General features: G+C 47.3%; 20 protein-coding genes and 1 riboswitch. Of the genes, 5 read left to right on the top strand and 15 right to left on the bottom strand.

What is annotated here, in order from left to right; translation table 11 throughout:
* Nucleotides 1-97: 97 nt before the first annotated feature.
* The 13 genes from MHB54_RS14555 to MHB54_RS14495 form a co-directional block, all read right to left on the bottom strand.
* On the bottom strand, nucleotides 98-922 hold the full coding sequence (locus MHB54_RS14555) for a carbohydrate ABC transporter permease (RefSeq protein WP_023990874.1): 825 nt from the start codon (nucleotides 920-922) through the stop codon (nucleotides 98-100).
* Entirely contained in the window at nucleotides 922-1,788 is an 867-nt protein-coding gene (locus MHB54_RS14550) for a carbohydrate ABC transporter permease (protein WP_053326352.1), read from the bottom strand. The genes MHB54_RS14555 and MHB54_RS14550 overlap by 1 nt, the downstream gene beginning before the upstream one ends.
* Nucleotides 1,789-1,804: 16 nt before the next feature.
* A complete protein-coding gene (locus MHB54_RS14545; RefSeq protein ID WP_264454414.1) occupies nucleotides 1,805-3,037 on the bottom strand; it encodes an ABC transporter substrate-binding protein in 1,233 nt (410 codons plus the stop codon).
* Nucleotides 3,038-3,191: 154 nt separating this feature from the next.
* A complete protein-coding gene (locus MHB54_RS14540; RefSeq protein WP_076295224.1) occupies nucleotides 3,192-3,992 on the bottom strand; it encodes an ABC transporter permease in 801 nt (266 codons plus the stop codon).
* A complete protein-coding gene (locus tag MHB54_RS14535; protein ID WP_023990878.1) occupies nucleotides 3,989-4,717 on the bottom strand; it encodes an ABC transporter ATP-binding protein in 729 nt (242 codons plus the stop codon). The genes MHB54_RS14540 and MHB54_RS14535 overlap by 4 nt, the downstream gene beginning before the upstream one ends.
* Before the next feature lie 344 nt (nucleotides 4,718-5,061).
* Nucleotides 5,062-7,137 (bottom strand): ribosomal protection-like ABC-F family protein, encoded by a 2,076-nt coding sequence (gene abc-f / locus MHB54_RS14530; RefSeq protein WP_264454413.1) that lies wholly within the window; start codon nucleotides 7,135-7,137, stop codon nucleotides 5,062-5,064.
* A gap of 103 nt (nucleotides 7,138-7,240) precedes the next feature.
* Entirely contained in the window at nucleotides 7,241-7,384 is a 144-nt protein-coding gene (locus MHB54_RS14525; RefSeq protein ID WP_016822706.1) for an RAxF-45 family protein, read from the bottom strand.
* Between the two features lie 80 nt (nucleotides 7,385-7,464).
* The gene (locus tag MHB54_RS14520; protein ID WP_023990880.1) at nucleotides 7,465-8,643 is read right to left on the bottom strand and encodes an MFS transporter; all 1,179 of its coding nucleotides are present in this window, start codon (nucleotides 8,641-8,643) and stop codon (nucleotides 7,465-7,467) included.
* A gap of 69 nt (nucleotides 8,644-8,712) precedes the next feature.
* A riboswitch (purine riboswitch) is annotated at nucleotides 8,713-8,812 on the bottom strand.
* A gap of 57 nt (nucleotides 8,813-8,869) precedes the next feature.
* Nucleotides 8,870-9,829, bottom strand: coding sequence for an acetylxylan esterase (locus tag MHB54_RS14515; protein WP_023990881.1), 960 nt, complete (start codon nucleotides 9,827-9,829; stop codon nucleotides 8,870-8,872).
* Nucleotides 9,830-9,840: 11 nt separating this feature from the next.
* The gene (locus MHB54_RS14510) at nucleotides 9,841-10,890 is read right to left on the bottom strand and encodes a glycoside hydrolase family 130 protein (protein ID WP_023990882.1); all 1,050 of its coding nucleotides are present in this window, start codon (nucleotides 10,888-10,890) and stop codon (nucleotides 9,841-9,843) included.
* Between the two features lie 60 nt (nucleotides 10,891-10,950).
* Entirely contained in the window at nucleotides 10,951-11,784 is an 834-nt protein-coding gene (locus MHB54_RS14505; RefSeq protein ID WP_023990883.1) for a carbohydrate ABC transporter permease, read from the bottom strand.
* Between the two features lie 2 nt (nucleotides 11,785-11,786).
* A complete protein-coding gene (locus MHB54_RS14500) occupies nucleotides 11,787-12,671 on the bottom strand; it encodes a carbohydrate ABC transporter permease (RefSeq protein ID WP_053326360.1) in 885 nt (294 codons plus the stop codon).
* A 66-nt stretch (nucleotides 12,672-12,737) separates the two neighbouring features.
* On the bottom strand, nucleotides 12,738-14,060 hold the full coding sequence (locus MHB54_RS14495) for an ABC transporter substrate-binding protein (RefSeq protein WP_254348388.1): 1,323 nt from the start codon (nucleotides 14,058-14,060) through the stop codon (nucleotides 12,738-12,740).
* A gap of 235 nt (nucleotides 14,061-14,295) precedes the next feature.
* Here MHB54_RS14495 and MHB54_RS14490 point away from each other — a divergent pair, with 235 nt between their 5' ends.
* From MHB54_RS14490 to MHB54_RS14480, 3 genes are all read left to right on the top strand, one after another.
* Nucleotides 14,296-15,471: an AGE family epimerase/isomerase gene (locus tag MHB54_RS14490; protein ID WP_340981682.1), complete on the top strand. Its 1,176-nt coding sequence runs from the start codon at nucleotides 14,296-14,298 to the stop codon at nucleotides 15,469-15,471.
* Nucleotides 15,468-16,667, top strand: a complete 1,200-nt coding sequence (locus tag MHB54_RS14485; RefSeq protein ID WP_023990887.1) for a glycoside hydrolase family 130 protein — start codon at nucleotides 15,468-15,470, stop codon at nucleotides 16,665-16,667. Before MHB54_RS14490 ends, MHB54_RS14485 begins: the two co-directional genes overlap by 4 nt.
* A 247-nt stretch (nucleotides 16,668-16,914) precedes the next feature.
* Nucleotides 16,915-17,928, top strand: a complete 1,014-nt coding sequence (locus MHB54_RS14480; protein ID WP_023990888.1) for a substrate-binding domain-containing protein — start codon at nucleotides 16,915-16,917, stop codon at nucleotides 17,926-17,928.
* Nucleotides 17,929-18,083: 155 nt separating this feature from the next.
* On the opposite strand, the gene MHB54_RS14475 is transcribed toward MHB54_RS14480, so the two are convergent.
* Both MHB54_RS14475 and MHB54_RS14470 read right to left on the bottom strand, forming a co-directional pair.
* Complete coding sequence (locus MHB54_RS14475) at nucleotides 18,084-18,296, bottom strand: cold-shock protein (protein ID WP_023990889.1); 213 nt, start codon at nucleotides 18,294-18,296, stop codon at nucleotides 18,084-18,086.
* Between the two features lie 119 nt (nucleotides 18,297-18,415).
* A complete protein-coding gene (locus tag MHB54_RS14470; RefSeq protein ID WP_023990890.1) occupies nucleotides 18,416-18,931 on the bottom strand; it encodes a DUF2179 domain-containing protein in 516 nt (171 codons plus the stop codon).
* Nucleotides 18,932-19,087: 156 nt separating this feature from the next.
* Here MHB54_RS14470 and MHB54_RS14465 point away from each other — a divergent pair, with 156 nt between their 5' ends.
* A complete protein-coding gene (locus tag MHB54_RS14465) occupies nucleotides 19,088-19,264 on the top strand; it encodes a CsbD family protein (protein ID WP_023990891.1) in 177 nt (58 codons plus the stop codon).
* 255 nt (nucleotides 19,265-19,519) lie between these two features.
* A complete protein-coding gene (locus tag MHB54_RS14460; RefSeq protein ID WP_023990892.1) occupies nucleotides 19,520-20,563 on the top strand; it encodes a stalk domain-containing protein in 1,044 nt (347 codons plus the stop codon).
* Nucleotides 20,564-20,587 lie beyond the last annotated feature (24 nt).

Genomic DNA, 20,587 nt, shown 5'->3' with positions numbered 1-20,587 from the left:
AAAGAGGGTCCTCTATGCCTGTGTGAACCGTGGTATAGGGAACCCCTTTTTATTTTCCTAGTAAGGCACAGTCTGCCTGAAACGATTGACTCACGCCCTACTTCACAGAACCTTGCGTAACGCCATTGATAATCCATTTTTGCGCAATCAGATAGACAATAATCATCGGCAGCAAGGCCATCAGGTACGAAGCAAAAGCCAGATTAAAGTCAGTATTGAACTGCCCCTGGAACACATACTGAACGAGCGGCAGTGTATACTGCTCTGCATCGCTGATAATAATGAGCGGCAGCAGGAAGTCGTTATATGTGGACAGACAAGTGAGAATTCCCACCGTAGCACTAATCGGCGCCATCAGCGGGAATATAATGCGCCAAAAAGTACCCCATGTCGTCGCACCATCTACCGTGGCTGCCTCTTCCAATGCCACCGGAATGGAGCGAATATAACCGACATACACGAAAACATTAAACGCCAAACCATACACTGTATGCAGCATAATGAGACCCAACAGATTAGTCATATGAAGGCCCGAGGCCAGTTTTACAATCGGCAGCATGATGATCGGGAACGGTATAAACATGGCGCTCACAAAGTAAAAATATAATCCCTTAAAAAAGCGTCGCTGCATATTACGGGCAATCGCATAAGCGACCATCGAATTGGTTAGCAAAGTGAGTATGACCGTCGATGTCGTGACCATCACACTGTTCTGAAAAGCGCTGAAGAAGTTGGTCATTTCCACTGCACGACTAAAATTTTCCCAATGCAGCTCGGTCGGAAAGGCAAAGGCGGAATGCGCCATCTGCTCGGGATTTTTAAGGGCTATCGTCACCGTCATATAGAGGGGAAACAGAATAAATATTGTCCCCAACGCTACCAGAAGCAGCACAGGCCAGTTCGTACGTCTGCTCGTTTTCATCAGTTATCCATCTCCCTTCTCTGGAGGAATCGCAGCTGTAAGATGGAAATGATCGCGATCACAATAAAGTAAATAACAGAGTTAGCCGACTGATAAGCAAATTCTCCGCCTCTAAAGCCTCCGGTGTATATCAGGTGGGAAATCGACTGGGTGGCCCGACCCGGCCCGCCATTCGTCAAAGCCACGATCTGATCGAACACCATCAGGGAATTTTTCATCGCCAATACCATATTGATCGTAAAAAATGGAGCAATTAACGGAAAGGTAATGCTCCAGAATTCGCGCCATTTACCCGCACCGTCCAAATTGGACGCCTCATACAGACTTGTCGGAATGGTTTGCAGCCCGGCCAGATAGAGAATCGTATTAAAGGCAATCCCCTGCCATACAGCTACGATGACAACCCCCACCCAAGCCAGTTGTTCGCTGCCCAAAATGTTCGTCGACAATGAGGTAATACCTAAATTTTGCCCCCAAATCGTAAACACGTTCGAGAACAAGTAATTGAATATGTAACCCACGATTAGCACGCTCAAAATATTAGGCAGAAAATAAATACCGCGGAAAAAGTTACGAAACCGTATTTTAGCATTCAGCCCTAGCGCAATCAGCAAACTAAGGATATTAGTCGCAATGGTAACCACAATCGCAAATTTAAAAGTAAACCAGTAGGCGTTCCCCACATTGTCGTCCTGAAACAAATTAATATAGTTCTTAAACCCGACAAAGTGATACTGATGACCAAAGCCGTTCCAGTTCGTAAGCGAATAATAAAAGCCCTGCAAGGCAGGCAAGGTCAAAAATACAAAAAACAATAGCACCGCTGGCACCGTCATCCAGTAAAAAGTCGTTAGTCGCTTATTCATGTCTCCTCCTCCTCTCCTATCGGCGGTTAGCTACCTTATTCCACTCACTGTCTAGCTTGGCCAAATAAGCGTCGATGTCTCTGTTTTGCAGGAAGGCCTGCACAATAGAATTCAATTGGACCGCTTTGGGAATATAGTGATCGGCAAAATCAATGACGCGGCCCGATTTAAAATAAGGCAACAGCTCCGCCACACTCGGATCATCCTGCGTAACTCCCTTCACCGCCGAAAACAGCGTTTGCTCTGTAATGTATTGCTTGCTGTTCTCCGGCTTCAACAAGAAGGCAATGAACTCCTCGGCTTCCTTTTTATGCGGAGTGCTCTCCGATACGGCCAAGAGCGTATCTATACCGGACACCAGTTTGACCGCCTTTTCGTCATTCCCTGTCGGTAATGGGAAAAAACCAAGCTCCACTTTCGGATTGGCTTTGCGAATTTCAGATATGGCCCACGAGCCCTGAATGTACATCAATCCCTGCCCGTTAGCGAAGGCACGATTACCGTCGGCATAGTTTTTGCCAAAATTATCACCATGTCCGTATTTCAATAGCTCCAGCTGCTTTTCAGCAACCTCGCGGTACTTGTCCTGAAAGGTGACCTGATTTTCACGCCGTTGCAGGAAAAAATCAATGCCCACCAGATTCGGGCCCAGGGCATTAAAGGGGAGGTTCGTTTGCCAATCATCTTTATATGTAAAATAGAACGGGATTTTCCCAGCAGCCTTGATCTTTTGCGCCGTTGCAATCAGCTCATCCCACGTTTTAGGCACCTGTAATCCCATTTCCTTAAAAAGCGTTTTGTTATACATCACACCATTCGCATTCGCAGCATAAGGAATTCCATACACGGGATCGGCCCCGGTCACATCCTTAAGCATTTTGAGGTAAATCGGGTCAATCGTACGTGGCAATTCTGTATTCGCCAGATCCGTAAAAATACCGCTTTGTGCCAAAATGGAGTAGGTATCTGTGGCCCCAAGCCCCACAATGTCAGGTACATCGTTTTTGACAACCCGGGTCAATAACACGGTCTCTGCCTCTGGCGGGTTGACCTGTGTCACTTCAATACCGGGATGTTCCTGATTGAATTGAGAGATTAGCTTATCGAATGAACCCTTGGCCTCCGGCTTGTTTTGAAAAAACTCAATTTTCACCTTACCCGAAGCATCGCCCTTGTTGCATGCGCTTACAAAAACAGCCAACAAAAGGATCGCCGCCAGTGTAGACAGCTTTTTGACCCAACTCCACATGCTCATACCTCCTTTTCCCCTATGTCAATCTATGCGGGACTAGACAATTAATACCCGTCCCTTATGGAAAAGAAACGATAAAAGATCCAACTGACCCTCAAGCGGTCAATTGGATCTTTCTTTTACTTTTATGATGTTCAGGCTACGGATGCCCCTAATACAGATAATCATCAGTCACAAAACGGCGGTATGCGCCCCAAGTAAAAAAGATAAGATATAGACTAACCACGGTGATAATCGCCCTATCCACAGACGAATTCCCGATTAAGGACCTATCTAATCCTGTATGCTGCATATATGGAATAACCATAAATGCGATCACATTGTATAGGTATGGGATATGAGAAACAAAAGAGACCAATTTTAAATACAATGAATCAAACAACAAAGAGCCCAGATTGTAAACCATACAAACACCGATGGCATACGTCACACTTTTGCTATACATAGCGATAAAACAATAAAAAGAGCTTATTGCTAATAATGAGGCAAGCGCCCAACCATAGTATTTAAGCATCTGCAGTCCTTGAGATCCGGACAGCCCCGCATCACTTACATCATAGGAAAGAGTCCATACTTCAACGATCACCTGCGAGGATACTGCAAATACAATGAGAAGAAACAAAATAGTAACATTTAAAACCAGCAGCTTACTCCAGAAAATCTGTCCGCGGGTAAATCGGCGCATAAATAACAAACGCAGTTGCCCGCTTCGAAATTCCTCTGTGTATACAGCAGCAGCTAAAGCAGCCACAGCTATGTTGCATACTAAAAACAAATTCTCACGCAGACCAGTAACGACAAAGTTTAAGGATAATACCTCTACAGGAACCTTCATCGTGCGCAAAAAATATACTCCTGTCGAACAGGCTAGAATCGGTGTACATAATACCATGAGCCAGAACCACTTCCGTCTCCACAATCGCTCGAACTCGCTGTATATTAATGATTTCATAGTCCCATCAATCCCATAAAAGCATCCTCTAGCCGTTGGCCGTCCTCTACTAATTGATCAGTAGGTCCCTGCCAAACTAGCCTGCCCTCTTTGATAACAACGAGTTCATCACACATCTGTTGCAGTTCATCCAACAAATGACTGGAGATAAAAAAGGCATAATTCGCTGAATCACGTAGCTGAAGCACAATATCTTTCAGCTCCTGCATTCCCATAGGATCCAGCCCATTGGACGGTTCATCCAGCAATAAAAGCTCAGGAGTCCCCAGCATGGACTGCGCAATACCTAGCCTTTGCTTCATTCCCAGCGAATAGGTTTTCACCTTGTCATCTCCCCGTGTTTCCAGCCTCACCTTTGTAAGCAACTCTTCAATATGTGTCTCCCGATCTGAGGACGCAATCTCAAAGTGTAACCGTGACAAATTGCGCAAAACCTGCCTGCCTGTCATATAATCAAAAAAAACCGGAGATTCAATAATAGCCCCCACCTTGGACAGCGCCTTTTCCCGATCCGTCTGTACATCATATGAGGCTATCTTTACAGAACCGCTGGTTGGCTGCATTAATCCGGTCATGATTCGCATCATTGTAGTTTTACCAGCTCCATTAGGTCCGATGAATCCATATATCTTCCCTTTCTGAAGCTTAAAAGAAACACGGTCTAACAAGTGCCTTTTTCCCATTTTTTTCGTTACCTGACTGACCTCCAGTAAGGAGTCCGACATACTATTCCCTCCATCCATAACAAATCACAACATAGTTCCAACGCGTGCATTTGATATGTAAGATCATGATGGATAACACAAACTTCATTTAACAATGAATCATATTATTTATTCAATTTAAAAAGTATCATATGTTGCGAAATGCAAACAACTTTCTTTATATGTAAAATATAATAACAATAATATATGAATACCATTTATCTTAATTAATGGTCATTAATTTTTGTGATGATATCTTTGTCTTTTCACTGCAAAAAAGGTAGCCCTTCAGTAAACGTTCTACCTCAGGGCTACCCTCTATATAAAATAAACTGTTTTCTATCCAGTAACTACTAGCCTGTCACCTACTCCAGCTCAACCCACTCGCCGAGCAACGCGTCCAGCTCGGCTTGCAGCCGCTCACGTGCGTCCCACAGCTCCGCCATGTGGATCGTATCGCCGCTTGTGCCGAGCAGCTCCAGCTCGGCATCCGCTGTCGCCAATTCTGCTTCTTTGGCGGCGATGGCCCGCTCCAACCGCTCGCTGGATGCAGCGGGCGTGCGTGATGGCTTCGCGGCCTTCGCTTCGCGGGCCCCAGACCCGGCAGCGGGCGAGCCCAAGCGATTTGAGCGTGCACGGCTCGCATCGGCTCCCGCAGTCGCTCCCGTATGCGCAGCCGGCCCCGTGCCATTGCTCGCTGCACTGGAATGTGCAGCTGTGCCCGAGCCTGAGCCGCCACCGGATGCGGCTCTGCTTGCAGATGTCGGGCGCGTCCCGGTACCCCCCTCGCTCTGTAGACGAGCGTTTTCCATCTCCCGCTTCTTCGCTCGGTACTCATCAAAGCTGCCCAGATAAAAGGTCAGCTTTCCAGCCTCCAGCTCCCACACGCGTCCTGCTAGCTTATTCACAAAATAGCGGTCATGTGAAATCGCCAGTACCGTTCCCGTGTAGGTGTCTAACGCTTCCTCCAGCGCCTCGCGTGAGTCAATGTCCAGATGGTTCGTCGGCTCATCCAGCACCAACAAATTTGGCTTTTTCATGACCAGCAACGCCAGCCGCAAGCGGGACCATTCGCCACCGGACAGCATGCTCACGGGCTTAAACACATCGGCACCGTAAAACAAATACTTCGCTAGCAACCCGCGCGCCTCGCCTTCTTCCACCCCTGCTTCCTCCTTGAAGTAAGCAAGCACAGTCGCTCGGCTATTCCGCTCTCTCTCTTGCTGCGCCAAATATCCATACTCCACGCGCGCACCCCACTGGACCGAGCCTGCATCCGCGCTTTCCTGACCAAGCAGCAGCTTGAGCAGCGTCGTTTTGCCTGAACCGTTATCGCCCAGCAAGGCCACCTTTTCACCGAATTCCAGGCTGCCCGTTGCCCCGTTTAATATTTGATGCTCTCCATAGGCTTTAACGATTTCTTCAAACTGTAGCACCCGGCGACCGGAACGATCCTCCAGCTTTAAGTGAAATTCCGCCCCCTGCGGGTCCAATACAGGCCGCTTCACCAGCTCCATACGCTCCAACGCCTTACGAATGGAGGCTGCTTTTTTGAAAAACTTTTCGTTGTCGCCATTGCGCCCCCACTCTTCAAAACGCCGAATGGCCTCTTTCATCTTTTTGATCCGCTTTTGCTGTTCCTTATAATCTTCAAATTGCAGTAGCAATCGTTCTTCCTTTTCCTTAACATAGCCGCTGTAGTTCGTATAATACGTAAACGCCTCGCCATCTTCAAGCTCAATCATTTTAACGGCGATCCGATCCAGAAAATAACGATCATGAGATACAACCACACACGCACCTGTGTAGCCCTGCAAAAATTGCTCCAGCCATTCCAGCCCCTTCAAATCCAGATGGTTGGTCGGCTCATCCAGCAGCAGCAAATCCGGTCGTCCAATGAGCTGTGATGCCAGCGCTATTTTTGTTTTCTCTCCACCCGACAGCGACCCGAAGCTGCGCGTATACATTCCTTTGGGAATACGCAGACCATCCGCTACCTGATCAATATTTGCATCCATTTCATAGCCGCCGTTGCGCTCAAACCGTTCCTGCAAGGCAGCATACGATTGCAGCAGCTTCTCCAGAAGGCCTACGTCTGCTGCCACAACCGGATCTGACATTTCCCGTTCCAGTGTGCTCATCTGATTGCGGCAATCCTTCAGCTCACGATAGGCGTAAGCCAGCGTTTCGTACACAGTAAAACTCTCAAACTCCGCCGGAATTTGCGGTAAATAGCCGATTTTCGTATCCTTGGCGATGACGAGCTGCCCTTCATCCGGGCGGGACAAACGTGCGATTAGGCGTAATAGGGTGGTTTTACCGCTTCCGTTGCGGCCGATGAGTCCCACCTTTTCTCCTGTATGGATATCAAACGATGCACCATCCAAAATCAGATTGGCAGCGTGGTGTTTTTTCAATTGTTGACCGTTTACTATATACATGTTCAGGCTCTCCTTTATTTAGGAAGACCCTTACCTGGGTAACACAAAAAGAGCCGCAGGAGCAACCCCGCGACTCTTCGGAAGATACAGCAATCCGTTCGAGTTAAGGTAGGCGTCTTCTCGCGATGTTTACAACCGTATGATTAAAATTGGACAGACTTCTCCCGTTGTATGGAAAAGCATGAACAATGCCAGCCATAGCAATCGGCAGCTGGCTAATACGGTTGTTCAGCATCTCGTGATTCACCTACCTCACCTCCTTCTTCATAATTGTGTGTAGTATAACATGTTTGCTCGTATTATAAAAGAGGGCGATGGTTCAGCGAATTATGAAACAGAGTGGTGCCCTCTGACAGCCTGTGATGTCCCCGCTCTGGTAATCGAAAATACGCCGCAGACAAAAGCAACAATCACAAATGCCCCACCCACCCAAGCGTTCGTGGCAACAGATTCACTATTCTCAATCACTACTCCTCCCAGGGCAGAACCGAGAGCGATCCCGACCTGGAGTGCGGAGAAATTAAAGCTTTGCTGAATACTACCCGATTCGGGTGCATTTTCAATAAGATAACTTTGCATCGGGGGCGACAAGGCCCAACTCAGTATGCCCCAGATGATCAGTAGTGGCGCAAATACATAAATCGAGTGGATTGAGAATGGCAGCAAGAACATCACGGCGATAAACACGCCTACGACGACTAGAATACTTTTCGCTGTGCCGAACCGATCTGCCAAAGAGCCGCCAATAAATCCGCCGCTCACTGCCGCCAGCCCAAAGACAAAATAGGCCACACTAATCCACGAAGCGTTTAAGCCCATCATATTTTCTAAAAATGGAGTGAAATACGCATATAACGTGTAATGGCCCGCCAGTGTCAGCGTGGTCACCAGATGAGCACTGATGACTTTAACATTTTTTAAGGATTTCAGCTGATCGCGCATAGGCACAACATGTTCGGTCGGAATCCGCTCCATAAACAAGTTGATAACGATCATAGCAACGACCGTCAACAAGGCAATGATCAGGAAAAGCACCCGCCAGCCAAACGCATTTCCAATCAGCACCCCGGCTGGAATACCTAGAACGATGGAGGAGCTAACCCCCATGGAGATGACACCAAGGACACGGGCCTGATAAGCCTTGGACACCACTTTGACTGCAATGGTCAACGACAATGTCACGATCAGCGACCCGCTTGCAGCGGTAACGATACGGGATACAAACAAGACAGCATAATTCGGACTCCAGAAGGCCAGCAGACTTCCCAGAATAAAGATAAACATCGACCACAGGTACAGTCGTTTTCGTTCAATTTTGGCGGTCAACGCCAACAAAGTTGGCCCAGCAATAGCATACACGAGCGCATAGATCATGATAAGCTGTCCTGCCGTGCTTACGGAGACATTCAAATCCTGCGCAATTTGGGGTAGCACGCCACCGATAATCAGCTCTACTAAACCCACCGTAAAGGTCGCAATCGTTAAAATAACTACTTTGAAGTTCATTACATTAGCTCCTTTGCTGTCATGTAAATTCCCTCGTATTACGCAAAAAAATCCTGACCACAAGAAATGTACAAGACGTACACTTTTTGTAATCAGGATTTATCGGTTCCTGGTAGAGACCCTCAAACCATATTATTGAGGTTATACAAATGGGGCATTCATTTATTACGCATTCACGAAGGTTATAGCTATTACTATAAAGGAGCCTGTGGCTAAGTTCAACCCCCTACAGCCGCAAAAATTCGCTCATGGCACGATCCGACAGATAGGGTAGATACTCATGACCGTATTCGTGATACAGGAGTATTTCCTTGTCTGATACGATTTTATTGTACACCGCAAACTGCGTGGAGGGTGGACAGATGGTGTCCGACAGCCCTGTCACAAACAACACACGACCACGAATACGATCTGCCAAATGTTGAATATCGATGTAGCCTAGTCGGTGAAAGAGCTCCTCCTCGCGCATATGATTCGGATCAAACCAACGAAAATAATAAACCAGTTCTTCATATGCAGATGTAGTGGCATCCAGCGCCCAAGCTCTTTTATAGTCCGACAGAAATGGATATACCGGAACTGCCATACGGACACGTGGCTCCAATGCAGCGCAGGCAACCGTTAAGGCCCCTCCCTGGGAGCAGCCAAATGCGCCGATCCGTTCAGGGTCGACCTGCTCCATAGACATCAGAATGCGTACCGTCTGCACGGTATCCAAAAATACATTGCGGTAATACATCCGATCCGGGTCCGGGTCGTCAATCCCCCGGATGATATGGCCGCGAACCGTCGTTCCTTGAACCTGCAAATTGTCCTCTGATAGCCCTCCTTGCCCCCGGCAATCCATAGCCAGCACGGTGAATCCGTGTGCCGCATAGCTCACCTTGTCGAACCAGTCACCACTGTCGCAGGAATATCCATGAAACATGGCCAACGCTGGACCTTGTTCCGTAAGGTGCTTAGGACGAGCCAGCTTCCCATGAACCTTCGCTCCGCCCACTCCAGTAAAATATAGATGGTAACACTCCACCATCGGAGAGACAAAATCAGCAGGCTCCAGTGTATAATCAAGCGGCTGCCGCTCCAGCTCCTGTAATGCCCGTTCCCAGTATGCGTCAAAGTCCGGCGGCTTCGGGTTACTCCCCATATATGACTGCAATTGCTGTAAAGACATATCCTCTGGCATTCAAGTTCCTCCTACATCCGGCCCGACTCGCGGTCGTCTGCGACCACTTCATCCGTTGCGATAACATACTTCATAATGTCAGTTACTGTTGTGTATGCGATACCTACATACGTGTCAGCGGCTCCATAATAAATCGCAATCCGCCCAGTGTCCGCATCATGCAGCGTAGCACACGGGAAAACCACATTCGGCACAAAGCCCCGTTCTTCGTACCATTCCTCTGGGGTCAGCACGAAATTGGAGGAACGATATTTAACTTTAGACGGATCATCCAGGTCAAGAACGGCTACGCCCATACTGTATACCAGCCCATTGCACGTGCCCGTCACCCCGTGGTAGAACATCAGCCAACCCTCGGTCGTCTCAATCGGGGCCGGTCCGCCGCCAATCTTTACCGATTGCCACCAGCCCTGTCCGCCCTTGCTCATGACATGACGGTGCTTGCCCCAATAGACCAAGTCAGGACTTTCACTTAGAAAAATGTCGCCAAACGGTGTATGTCCGCTGTCGCTCGGACGGGATAGCAACATAAAGTTTCCGTTTAGCTTGCGGGGCAACAGCACACCATTGCGATTAAACGGCAGGAACGGATTTTCCAATCGTACAAAGCTTTTAAAATCCTTTGTTTGTGCTATCCCCAACGCTGCACCGTAAAAATCTGTACACCAGATGATATAATACGTATCCTCCACGCGGACCAGACGCGGATCGTAAGCATAATTAGGCTGGTAATCGCTTCCTTCCTCATCGACCAAATGCAGACGTTCTGTCTCAATGTCCCAAGCCAACCCGTCGTCACTCCAGCCTAGATGCAAATGCGGACGTCCATTAATCGTTTCAGCCCGGAATACCCCTACAAACCGTCCCTCATACGGAGCTACTGCACTGTTGAAAATACGGGCAATACCCGGCACCGGATTGCGTCCAATGACTGGGTTTTCAGTATGCCTCCACACCGGAGCCTCGCTACCTTCCGGCTTATCCTGCCACGGCATTTTCGACAGACTTTCTCCCACAATTCGTACGTCACCTACATCCAAATCCACATTCAATTTACTCATACGTATATTCTCCTCTCACCGAGATACTTGATCTCATCATTTTTCTATTTCGCCGTTATTCTATTTCACTGAACCCTGCGCGAATCCGTTATAGATATATTTTTGTAATGATAAAAACGCAATCAGCGTCGGAATAATGGCAATGATAATGCCCGCGCTAATAACTTCCCATTGCGAGCCATATGGCCCTTTAAACTTGAACAGCGCCGTCGATATAACCTGAAGGCTTGTTTTGGGCATATACAGGAACGGGGTGTAAAAGTCGTTGTAAATATTAACGCCTTTGATAATGATCACCGTCACAATGGCAGGCTTCAGCAGGGGCAAGATAATGCGCCAGTAGATCGTCAGATAGGAGGCCCCATCCAGCATGGCCGATTCATCCAGTGCCACCGCAATGGAATCCAGAAATTGCAGAAAAATATACACCGCAATAATATCCGTTCCCAAATACAGCAAGATTGCCGCCCAAGGCGTGTTAAACAGCTCCAGCTTGTTGATAATTTGAAATGTCGATACCTGAGTCGTTACCCCCGGAATGAGGGTCGCGAGCAGGAACGCTCCGAGCATAAGACTTTTGCCCTTAAATTTAAAACGGTTCAAAATATACGCGATCATGGAACCCGTTAATGTGGCTCCGATGATCGAAATCAACAGGATAAAAGCTGTGTTCACAAATCCGGTCAGCATATTTCCGTTAATAAAGGCTTTGGTATAGTTAGCCCAATTCAGCCAGTTCACGGGGGGAGTCAGAGGACTGGTTGCCGCATATTCAGTCTTCGTCTTCAAAGATGCAAACAAAATGACGACAATCGGCAGCAGTGCAATGAACGCACCTAGTAGTAGCGCCGCATACTTGATGCTGCTAGCCAGTATTCTTTTCAGCTTATACATGATTAGTCCTCCTCTCCCCGAATTAGCAACCGTTGAAGCAACGTAACAGCGATTACGATCAGCAGCAGAACAACCGCCATCGCCGAGGCCAAACCGACCTTGCTGTATTTGAATGCCACATCAAGCGTTTGAATGACGAATGTTTCGCTACCGTTGGAGCCACCGGTCATAATATACGGAATATCGAATGCACTGACCGCACCGCTAATTGCCAAGATGAGATTCAACTGCAAAATCCGCTTGATGCTCGGCAAAATAATTGAGCGGAACTGATGCCAGCGGTTGGCTCCATCGATATCGGCTGCTTCATACAAATCACTGGATATGGAAGAAATCGCACCGAGAAACACAATAAAGTTAAAGCCCATGTATCTCCAGATCGACGTACCAGCCAGCGAAATATTGATAATCTCCGGGTTGCCCAGCCACAGCTTGACATACGAACCCAGCCCCACTGCCTGAAGCAGGGTATCGAGCGTGCCGTCTGGCTTAAAAAAGAAAAGAAAAATAAAACCAATGGCCACCCCGTTCATTAGGGAAGGAAAAAATAAAACGCCTTTAAAGAAATTTTTAAACCAGGTCTGAAAGCTGAGAATGGTTGCAAAATAAAGGGCCAGACCCATCTGTACAAACGTGGCTACAAAGTAATACAGACTGACCTTAAACACCGAGAAATACTCGGGGTCGGTAAAGATTTTGATATAGTTTTCAAAACCCACATATTCCAGACGCTTACTATAGCCGTTCCAGTCCGAAAAGCTGTATTTAAACATATTGATCACCGGCAAGTACGCAAAAGTGATCAGCAGCGCTAGCGGAATAAATGAAAAGGCAACAATAATCGCCAATCTTTGTTTGGAGTAGCTGAGATTCGAAAATTTTAACATGCTGCACCTCCTGGCTATCCGTCCATCGACTGCTACGTCGATCCTTTTTTTCGTCAGTTCAGATGGCTATTTTGCTTCCTTTGCAGCCACTTCAGCACGCGCCTTCACCCATGCATCGTTCAGGTCTTTCATAATAGCGTCATACGATTCCGGGCGGTTACCAACCGCTGCCTCAATAATGCGTTTCTTGAAATCGGGCTGCCACAAACCAATTTCGCCCATTTTGTCTATTTTATCAACAATTCCTTCCTGTCCTTTTTGAGACGGAGTAAGCGTTTCAAAAACCACTCCCTGATCTTCGTATTGCTTCAAAATGCTAGGCATTGGGGCACCCTTCAGCGGACTAATACTGCCTGCCTGCTCTACAGCATAGTTGGACTTTTCGGTAAACCAGTCCACCCAAGCACGGGCCGCCGCTTTATTTTCACTGTTTACGTTAATACCGAGATTAAAATCACCCGCTAGCGGTACAAGTACCTTCGAGGCATTCGTCGGGAAAGGCATAAAACCGATATCTTCCTTGTTAGGAGCTGTGCTTTTGATCTGGTCAATCGCCCAAGAGCCAAGTACCATCGCACCGATTTTGCCTTGAGCGAGATCCGCCTTGGAGGTCTCCCAATCCGTAGTCGTTGGATCTTTTTCAATCAGGCCTTTTTTAGCTGCATCGTACAGGACCTTATACAGTTCATAGTGGGGCTGTCCTTTCGTGAAATTGTCATCTGTATTTGGCTGTGTGATATTCACGTATTCCTTCGTACCCGCCAATGTTGCCAGACTAGACTCCCACTGGGTCAGTGCCCAACCAGAGGCATAGTTCGTAAACAGCGGCACTGCCTTGGTTTTGTCCTTAATCTGCTGTAACGCTGTTAGGAATTGGTCCGGTGTTTTGGGAAGCTGCGTGATTCCTGCGTCCTTGAACACCTTTTTGTTATAAATCACACCAGAGTAAACCATCGCAATCGGAATACCGTAACTGTTATGATCCACCGTACGTTCTTCAAGGCCGGTATACTTGTTTTTCATCTCCTCATAAGTACCCAGTGGCTCGAAAAAATTGGGCAGCTCTTCAACTGGAATACTGCCAGGAATCAGCAAAACATCTCCATAATCCCTGGTCCCCATACGGATTTTAATTTGACCCTCATAATCGGCCAATGCCTGAAAATTGACCTTCACGTTCGGATAAAGTTTGTTAAATTCCTTGGCGTAGTCCTGAAACACCGTATCCACAATATCTGTCCGCTGTGTGATAACCGTAATTTCACCTTCCACATCCTTTGGATCAGAGCTGGCTGCTGGTGTATCCGATGCTTTTGGAGCACAGCCTGCAAACAAACCCGCTACTAGTAGCACTGACAACAATGGCATCAAAACTTTAGACAACTTCATAAAACGACCCCTCCCATTTTTTTAAATAAGGTTATCGTTAAGCTAACAAAAATTATTTTATTATGATAACGCTTACTATGTCAATTACATTATTTTTTTGTACAGTACGCTGGGCTATTATCTTGTAAATAAACACAAGACGAGAATAGTTGACAGTTTACAAACACCTAGATATGATACTTCTGTAAAGTTAACGATAACCTAATAACTTATTTTCCGAAGGAGGCTTTGTCTCTTGGAAACACTACTGGACGAAATTAGACAGGAATGGAAGGAACACATACTCCCATTCTGGCTTGGACTGAAGGATGAGACACACGGTGGGTTTTACGGCGAGGTGGAGGTGGATCTGCACACTCATAACCAAGCCGACAAAGGCGGGATTGCCACTGCACGGCTACTCTGGTCATTCTCGGCGGCTGCCCGTGTAACAGGGGAAAATACCTATGCAGAAGCCGCACGACATGCATTCACATTCCTGCGGAATCACCTGCTTGATCCATTACATGGAGGAATGTACTGGATGGTGGACTACACCGGGCAACCCGTGGACACGTGCAAGCATGTATACGCACAGGCATTTGCGATCTATGCGATAGCAGAGTATGCACGTGCCACAGACGACCCGAATGCATTACCACTAGCTATGGAGCTGTTCCACCTGCTGGAGCAAAAAGGATATGATCGCACCCGACAGGCATACGGCGAACAATATGACCGCTTGTGGAACACGCAGCCTAATGAGCTACTCAGCGAAAATGGGGTTACCGCGCATATCACCATGAATACGCATATTCATGTTTTGGAGGCGTATACCCAATTGCTGCGCGTCTGGCCAAATGAAGAGGTTCGAAATGCGCTGACGAACGTACTGGATATTTTATATCATCGTGTTTACGATGCTTCCGCCCGACGATTGGGGGTATTCTTCGATCGTGAATGGCGCTCTCTGCTTGACCTGACCTCATATGGTCACGACATCGAAGCCAGCTGGTTGATTGAGGACGCTATGAGTGTGCTGGGTTATTACCCGTCAGAATACGTGGATATGGTGATGGATATTGCCAATGCGGTAGCAGAGCGCGCTGTTCAGCCAGACGGATCGCTCATCAATGAGCGGGAAGGAGAGCGAGTAGACACCTCACGTATCTGGTGGGTACAGGCCGAGGGGATGGTTGGTTTTTACAATGCGTTTCAACGTACAAAAGACGAACGTTTTTTGCAAATTGTGAAAAATCTATGGTCCTATACCCGGCAATATATCATCGATCCGCGCCCCGGAGGCGAATGGTTCTGGTCAGTTCAAGCGGATGGTAAGCCTGATGCGAGAGAGATTGCAGGACCCTGGAAGTGCCCTTATCACAACAGCCGATTTTGCATAGAAATGCTAGAAAGGATGGAAAACCAATGATCCATAGCAAATACAATGAGCTGCGGTTGCAGCAAGAGGAACTGATTACACGCCCCAATGAGGTTAAAGCTACCTTTTATAATGGTATCTACGAACGCTACCTCTATCCAGTGCTCACACGCCATCATGTTCCACTTCACTGGCGGTTTGATCTGGATGCGCAAACTAATCCCTTTTTCATGGAGCGGCTGGGTGTAAATGCGGCATTGAATCCAGGGGCAATCTATCATGAAGGAAAATACATTCTTGTTTCGCGTACCGAGGGACTGGATCGAAAATCATTTTTCGCTTTAGCAGAGAGCGATAACGGCATTGATCAATTTCGATTCATTGACGCCCCCCTAGTATGGGAGGATATCGACCCAGAAGAAACAAATATGTACGATATGCGGCTGGTGAAGCATGAGGACGGCTGGATTTACGGTATTTATTGCTCAGAGAAAAAAGACCCTGACGCACCACCTCACGATACCTCCAGTGCTGTCGCTCAGGCCGGACTGGTCCGTACTCGTGATCTTCGTACATGGACCCGGCTTCCCAACATCACTACCCAATCCCCACAGCAGCGCAACGTTGTCCTGCACCCTGAATTTGTGGACGGTCAATATGCCTTCTATACTCGTCCCCAGGACGGGTTTATTTCCACCGGTTCAGGCGGAGGCATCGCCTTCGGCCTGTGCAAAGATATTACACAACCCGTGATTGAACACGAAACCGTCATTGATGAGCGTTGTTATCATACGGTGTACGAAGCCAAGAATGGTCAGGGCCCTGCCCCGATCAAAACCAGTCGCGGCTGGATTCATATCGCTCACGGGGTACGCAATACGGCCGCTGGGTTGCGGTATGTGCTGTATACCTTTGCCACCAGTCTGGAAGACCCTACGCGCGTCATCGCCAAGCCCGGCGGGCACTTTCTGGCTCCTTATGATGAGGAACGCGTGGGTGACGTTTCGAATGTTATTTTTTGCAATGGGGCAGTCGTTAACGAACAAGATGAAGTCTTTATTTACTACGCATCCAGTGATACCCGTATCCACGTAGCGACGACCACCATCGCTCGACTGGAGGACTACACCTTCAATACACCATCCGACCCGTTGCGCTCTCTCAGCAGCGCCGCTGTTCGTCGTGAGCTAATTCATCACAATGAAGCGCTATTGCAAGCACACTCCCGTCCTTCCCAGCGGACATAAGCCGCAGGCTTTATCCTGCTTGCGGAACCATGTATACTATCCATAGAACAACTGTTACCCGCAGGCTAATAGTTGTTCTATGGGCAGCCATGCTGCCAGTCTTTGTATCTTTACAGGACAGCAACCCTGCTAAGTCTTTTGGATTTTTACAGGCGGCTAAGCTACTGATATATTCCCCAGCATTTTGCATCCATTCTCTGGATTAGGCAAAATGCTTATCTTTTTAAAATTGGAAGGCGGAACAGGAATGAAGAGCAACGTAACGATGCGGGATATTGCAGATAAGCTGGGAGTAAGCAGCGTGACCGTGTCGAAGGCGCTCAATGACAAGGATGGGGTTAGCGAGGAGCTAAAAGAGCGTATTAAGACGCTCGCAGGAGAAATGGGTTATCGTTTCAATACCGTTGCCAAGTCCATGAAGGAGGGCCTCACCTATAACATTGGTGTTGTCATCCCTGAACGTTTTACCGGCCCCGGCCAATCGTTTTATCTGCACATCTACCAGCAAATTTCACGGGCACTGGAGCCATACGGCTACTACGGCATCCTTCACATCCTCCATCGCGAAGACGAAGAACAGCTTAATCTGCCACGTATCTATTACGACCGCAAGGTGGACGGCTTCATTCTCCTGGGCCAAGTGAGCAAGCCATATATTGAGCTTGTACAAACCATGGACCTGCCCAAAATGTTTCTCGATTTTTATGATGAGCATGCCGATATCGACTCCGTGGTGACGGATAATTTTTACGGAGCCTACGAGCTGACCAACTATTTGATCGCCCAGGGACACCGGGATATTGCATATGTGGGTAATATCTATTCCACCAGTAGTATTCAGGATCGTTTCCTCGGCTACTATAAATCCTTGCTGGAGCACAGGTTGCCCCTCCGTAACGAGTGGGTGCTCAGTGACCGGGACGACGAAGGTACTTATGTTGAAATGGAGCTTCCTCAGCCGCTACCAACTGCCTTTGTATGTAACTGCGATCAGGTCGCTCACAATCTGGTGCATAAGCTCATTGGTCTGGGATACCGCGTACCTGAAGACTGCTCTGTGGTCGGCTTTGACAACGATGTATACGCCACTCTTATTGTTCCGCAACTGACCACGGTCGGAGTAGACATCGAGCAGATGGCACGTACCGCGATTGATTCGATGATGAAAAAAATAAGCCATCCCGGTAGCCGCTTTGGTCGAGTCCTGGTGCAGGGACATATTGTATATCGTGATTCCGTGCAGCCCATCCAGAGACCATGATCAATGCATACCTTACTTGGGGACAGGTCACCCCTACTCTAATTTCCACAACCAAAAGCCGCTCAGCATGTCGCTGGAGCGGCTTTTGACGTTCATAAATTCTGCAGTGTGATCATCGTACTCACATTCAATTGTAGATTTTGCAAAATCCTGGACTAGGAGCGCTGGGCGACAAAGGAATTGCCCGCCCGATTGAGAATCGGCAGCATCCGCATTTCTTGCCCCATCGAGGCTTGGCAAAGCGGACAAGCAGGCTCGTTCAAAAAGGTGAAATCCGTTCGCATCCAACCGTTGCAACCCTCGTTTGTACACGACCAAATAGCCGTATTTTCCTCTGGAATGATTTCCGGGGCCTGGCGTCTGTACATCTATATCCCCCCTCGGTTTTTATAGGGTAATATCCCCTGTCGGCTTACTGTTAATTTCCACCTGTCCGGGTATTAATATGCTCTAACGTCCAAAAAATATGCGCAATTTACCAAAATGTTTATTTACGGATAGCCTTGGTCCAGAAGCCGCCATGAAATTGCTTCGGCTCTACCGTAATGACAAAAGCCTTAGGATCCAGCTCCAGAATGGACTGATACAGCTTATTCTGGTTTTTCCGTTTAGCCAAAATTTCCATCACCAGGCGCTCTCCATCACGTCCACTGCCCAGCCAGGCTGTAACACCGTATCCTTTGTCCCGTAGCGCATTGGCAATTCCTCCATTGATCTCATTGCTGATCACCTTAACAGTGACATAACCAAGCGCTATTTTTTCCTCAATCCATGCTCCAATAAGAATGCCCAATGCATAGCCAATGGCGTATACTGCAAGACTTGCCACTTGATCCAGGTACTTAAGCACAACATTCAAGCCCAACACATAGACCGTAACTTCCACGGTGCTAATGAGCGCAGCAATGTACTTCTGTCCTTTCAGCGTCAGAATCATGCGCAGTGTATACGCCGATACGTAAATAATTTGAATAACGAGAATAAACAATAAAATTTTGAGCATGCGCTCACTCCCCACTTCACGTTCTGATTTAACCCGTATCCAACATTATACCCCCGTCTGTGATATACAGCCTCTGGTTTCGTATTACCCTCACTCGGGTAATGACTAACTACAGCATGCTGAATGAAAGTTCGATCACATAAGGAGGGCTACAACATGAAGGATAACGGAATTAGCGATAAAATCAAAGGTAATGTGAACAAAGCCAAAGGTGAAATCAAGGACCAAATCGGGAACGCTACCAATAATAAGTCCCTTCAAGCCGAAGGTAAACTGGATAAGGCCAAAGGCCATCTTCAGGAAACAGCAGGCAAACTGAAGGACGGCAAATAATCCTGAATGGATAACCTCGACGCACTGTTTTACCAACAAGTCTCGCTGTCTTGTGCAGCGGGCTTGTTTTGTGTTGTTCGGATACTTTTGGAAAAACTTTTGCGCAAACAGGGCAACTTTTACGGTTGCTGTTGCGTCTAACCAATATAAGCACAACCCATAATGACTCTCCAAGCTGTTGGATTTTGTAGGCATTAATGTTACTCTAGTCTATGAACCAGGCTATAATTCTTAAATAAAGGGGTAGACCAACGAATGAAATCACTGAAATCTATCAAAAAACCTGTCATCATCACTGCCGTATCCGCCTTGGCCATATCCGGGGCTCTTTTCAGCCAATCCACATATGCCGCACAAGTGACTAAGCCGATCCAAGCAGTATATAACAATATCAAAATCATCTACAACGGAACCGAGGTTCCTTATGATGCCAAAACAGAACCGTTCCTGCTGGATGGCGTAACGTATATCCCACTGAAGCTGGCAGGTACAGCTTTGGATAAAAAGGTAACATGGGATGGTACAAACAAACGCGTAGTCATTGCCGACAACGGCGTTCCGATTGATCAATCTACAGTGACGGCGTTGAATAACCAGATTACGACGCTGACTCAAGAGCTCAACACAGCAAAAGCAGCAAACACGACGAAAGATGCTACCATCGCTCAATTGCAAAAAGACAATCAGACGCTAAAAGATGACGCGAGCAAAAGCAGCTCTAGCACCTTGAAGGATCTCCAAAAGGAGTTGAACGATGATCACAGCGATGACTACGATACTAATTCGGATATTGAGCTCAGTGGCAACAAAAACGATATTACAGTGACCATCGAAATGACGAAATCCAGATGGGAAGGTTTATCCAGCAGCAAACAAAGAACCTATCTGGAAGATATCGTTGAAGATATTTTGAAAGAGTACAAAGATGCCGAGGTAGAGGGTACGGTTAAGAACTCTAGTAATAGAGATAAATTAGCAACCTTTACAACCAATAGCAGAGGCGATGTTACGATTAAAAAAGTAGGTACATCTTTCGACGCAAGCAGTATCCAACGTGATTTATTCAACAGATACAGCAGCTACGCAGGATACGGCTTTGATTTCAGCGTAAGAGGCGACAGCAATAAAGCTAACGTGGATGTGTATGTAAATCCGGATGATTGGAATAAAATGTCAAATTTACAAAGAAGCAACCTGACAGATGGCATTATTGATTTTCTTAAAGACGAAGAGTCCATTGATAGAGTCGATGGAACTATACGCAATAAAGGGAACAGCAGTCAAATCATTACCTTCTAAGATTAATCTTTCAAAAAAAGCGAC

The organism is Paenibacillus sp. FSL M7-0802 (genome assembly GCF_038004945.1).
Classification (GTDB): domain Bacteria; phylum Bacillota; class Bacilli; order Paenibacillales; family Paenibacillaceae; genus Paenibacillus; species Paenibacillus polymyxa_B.
The sequence above is the reverse complement of the archived record's forward strand: the minus strand, read 5'-3'. Positions and strand labels throughout refer to the sequence as shown.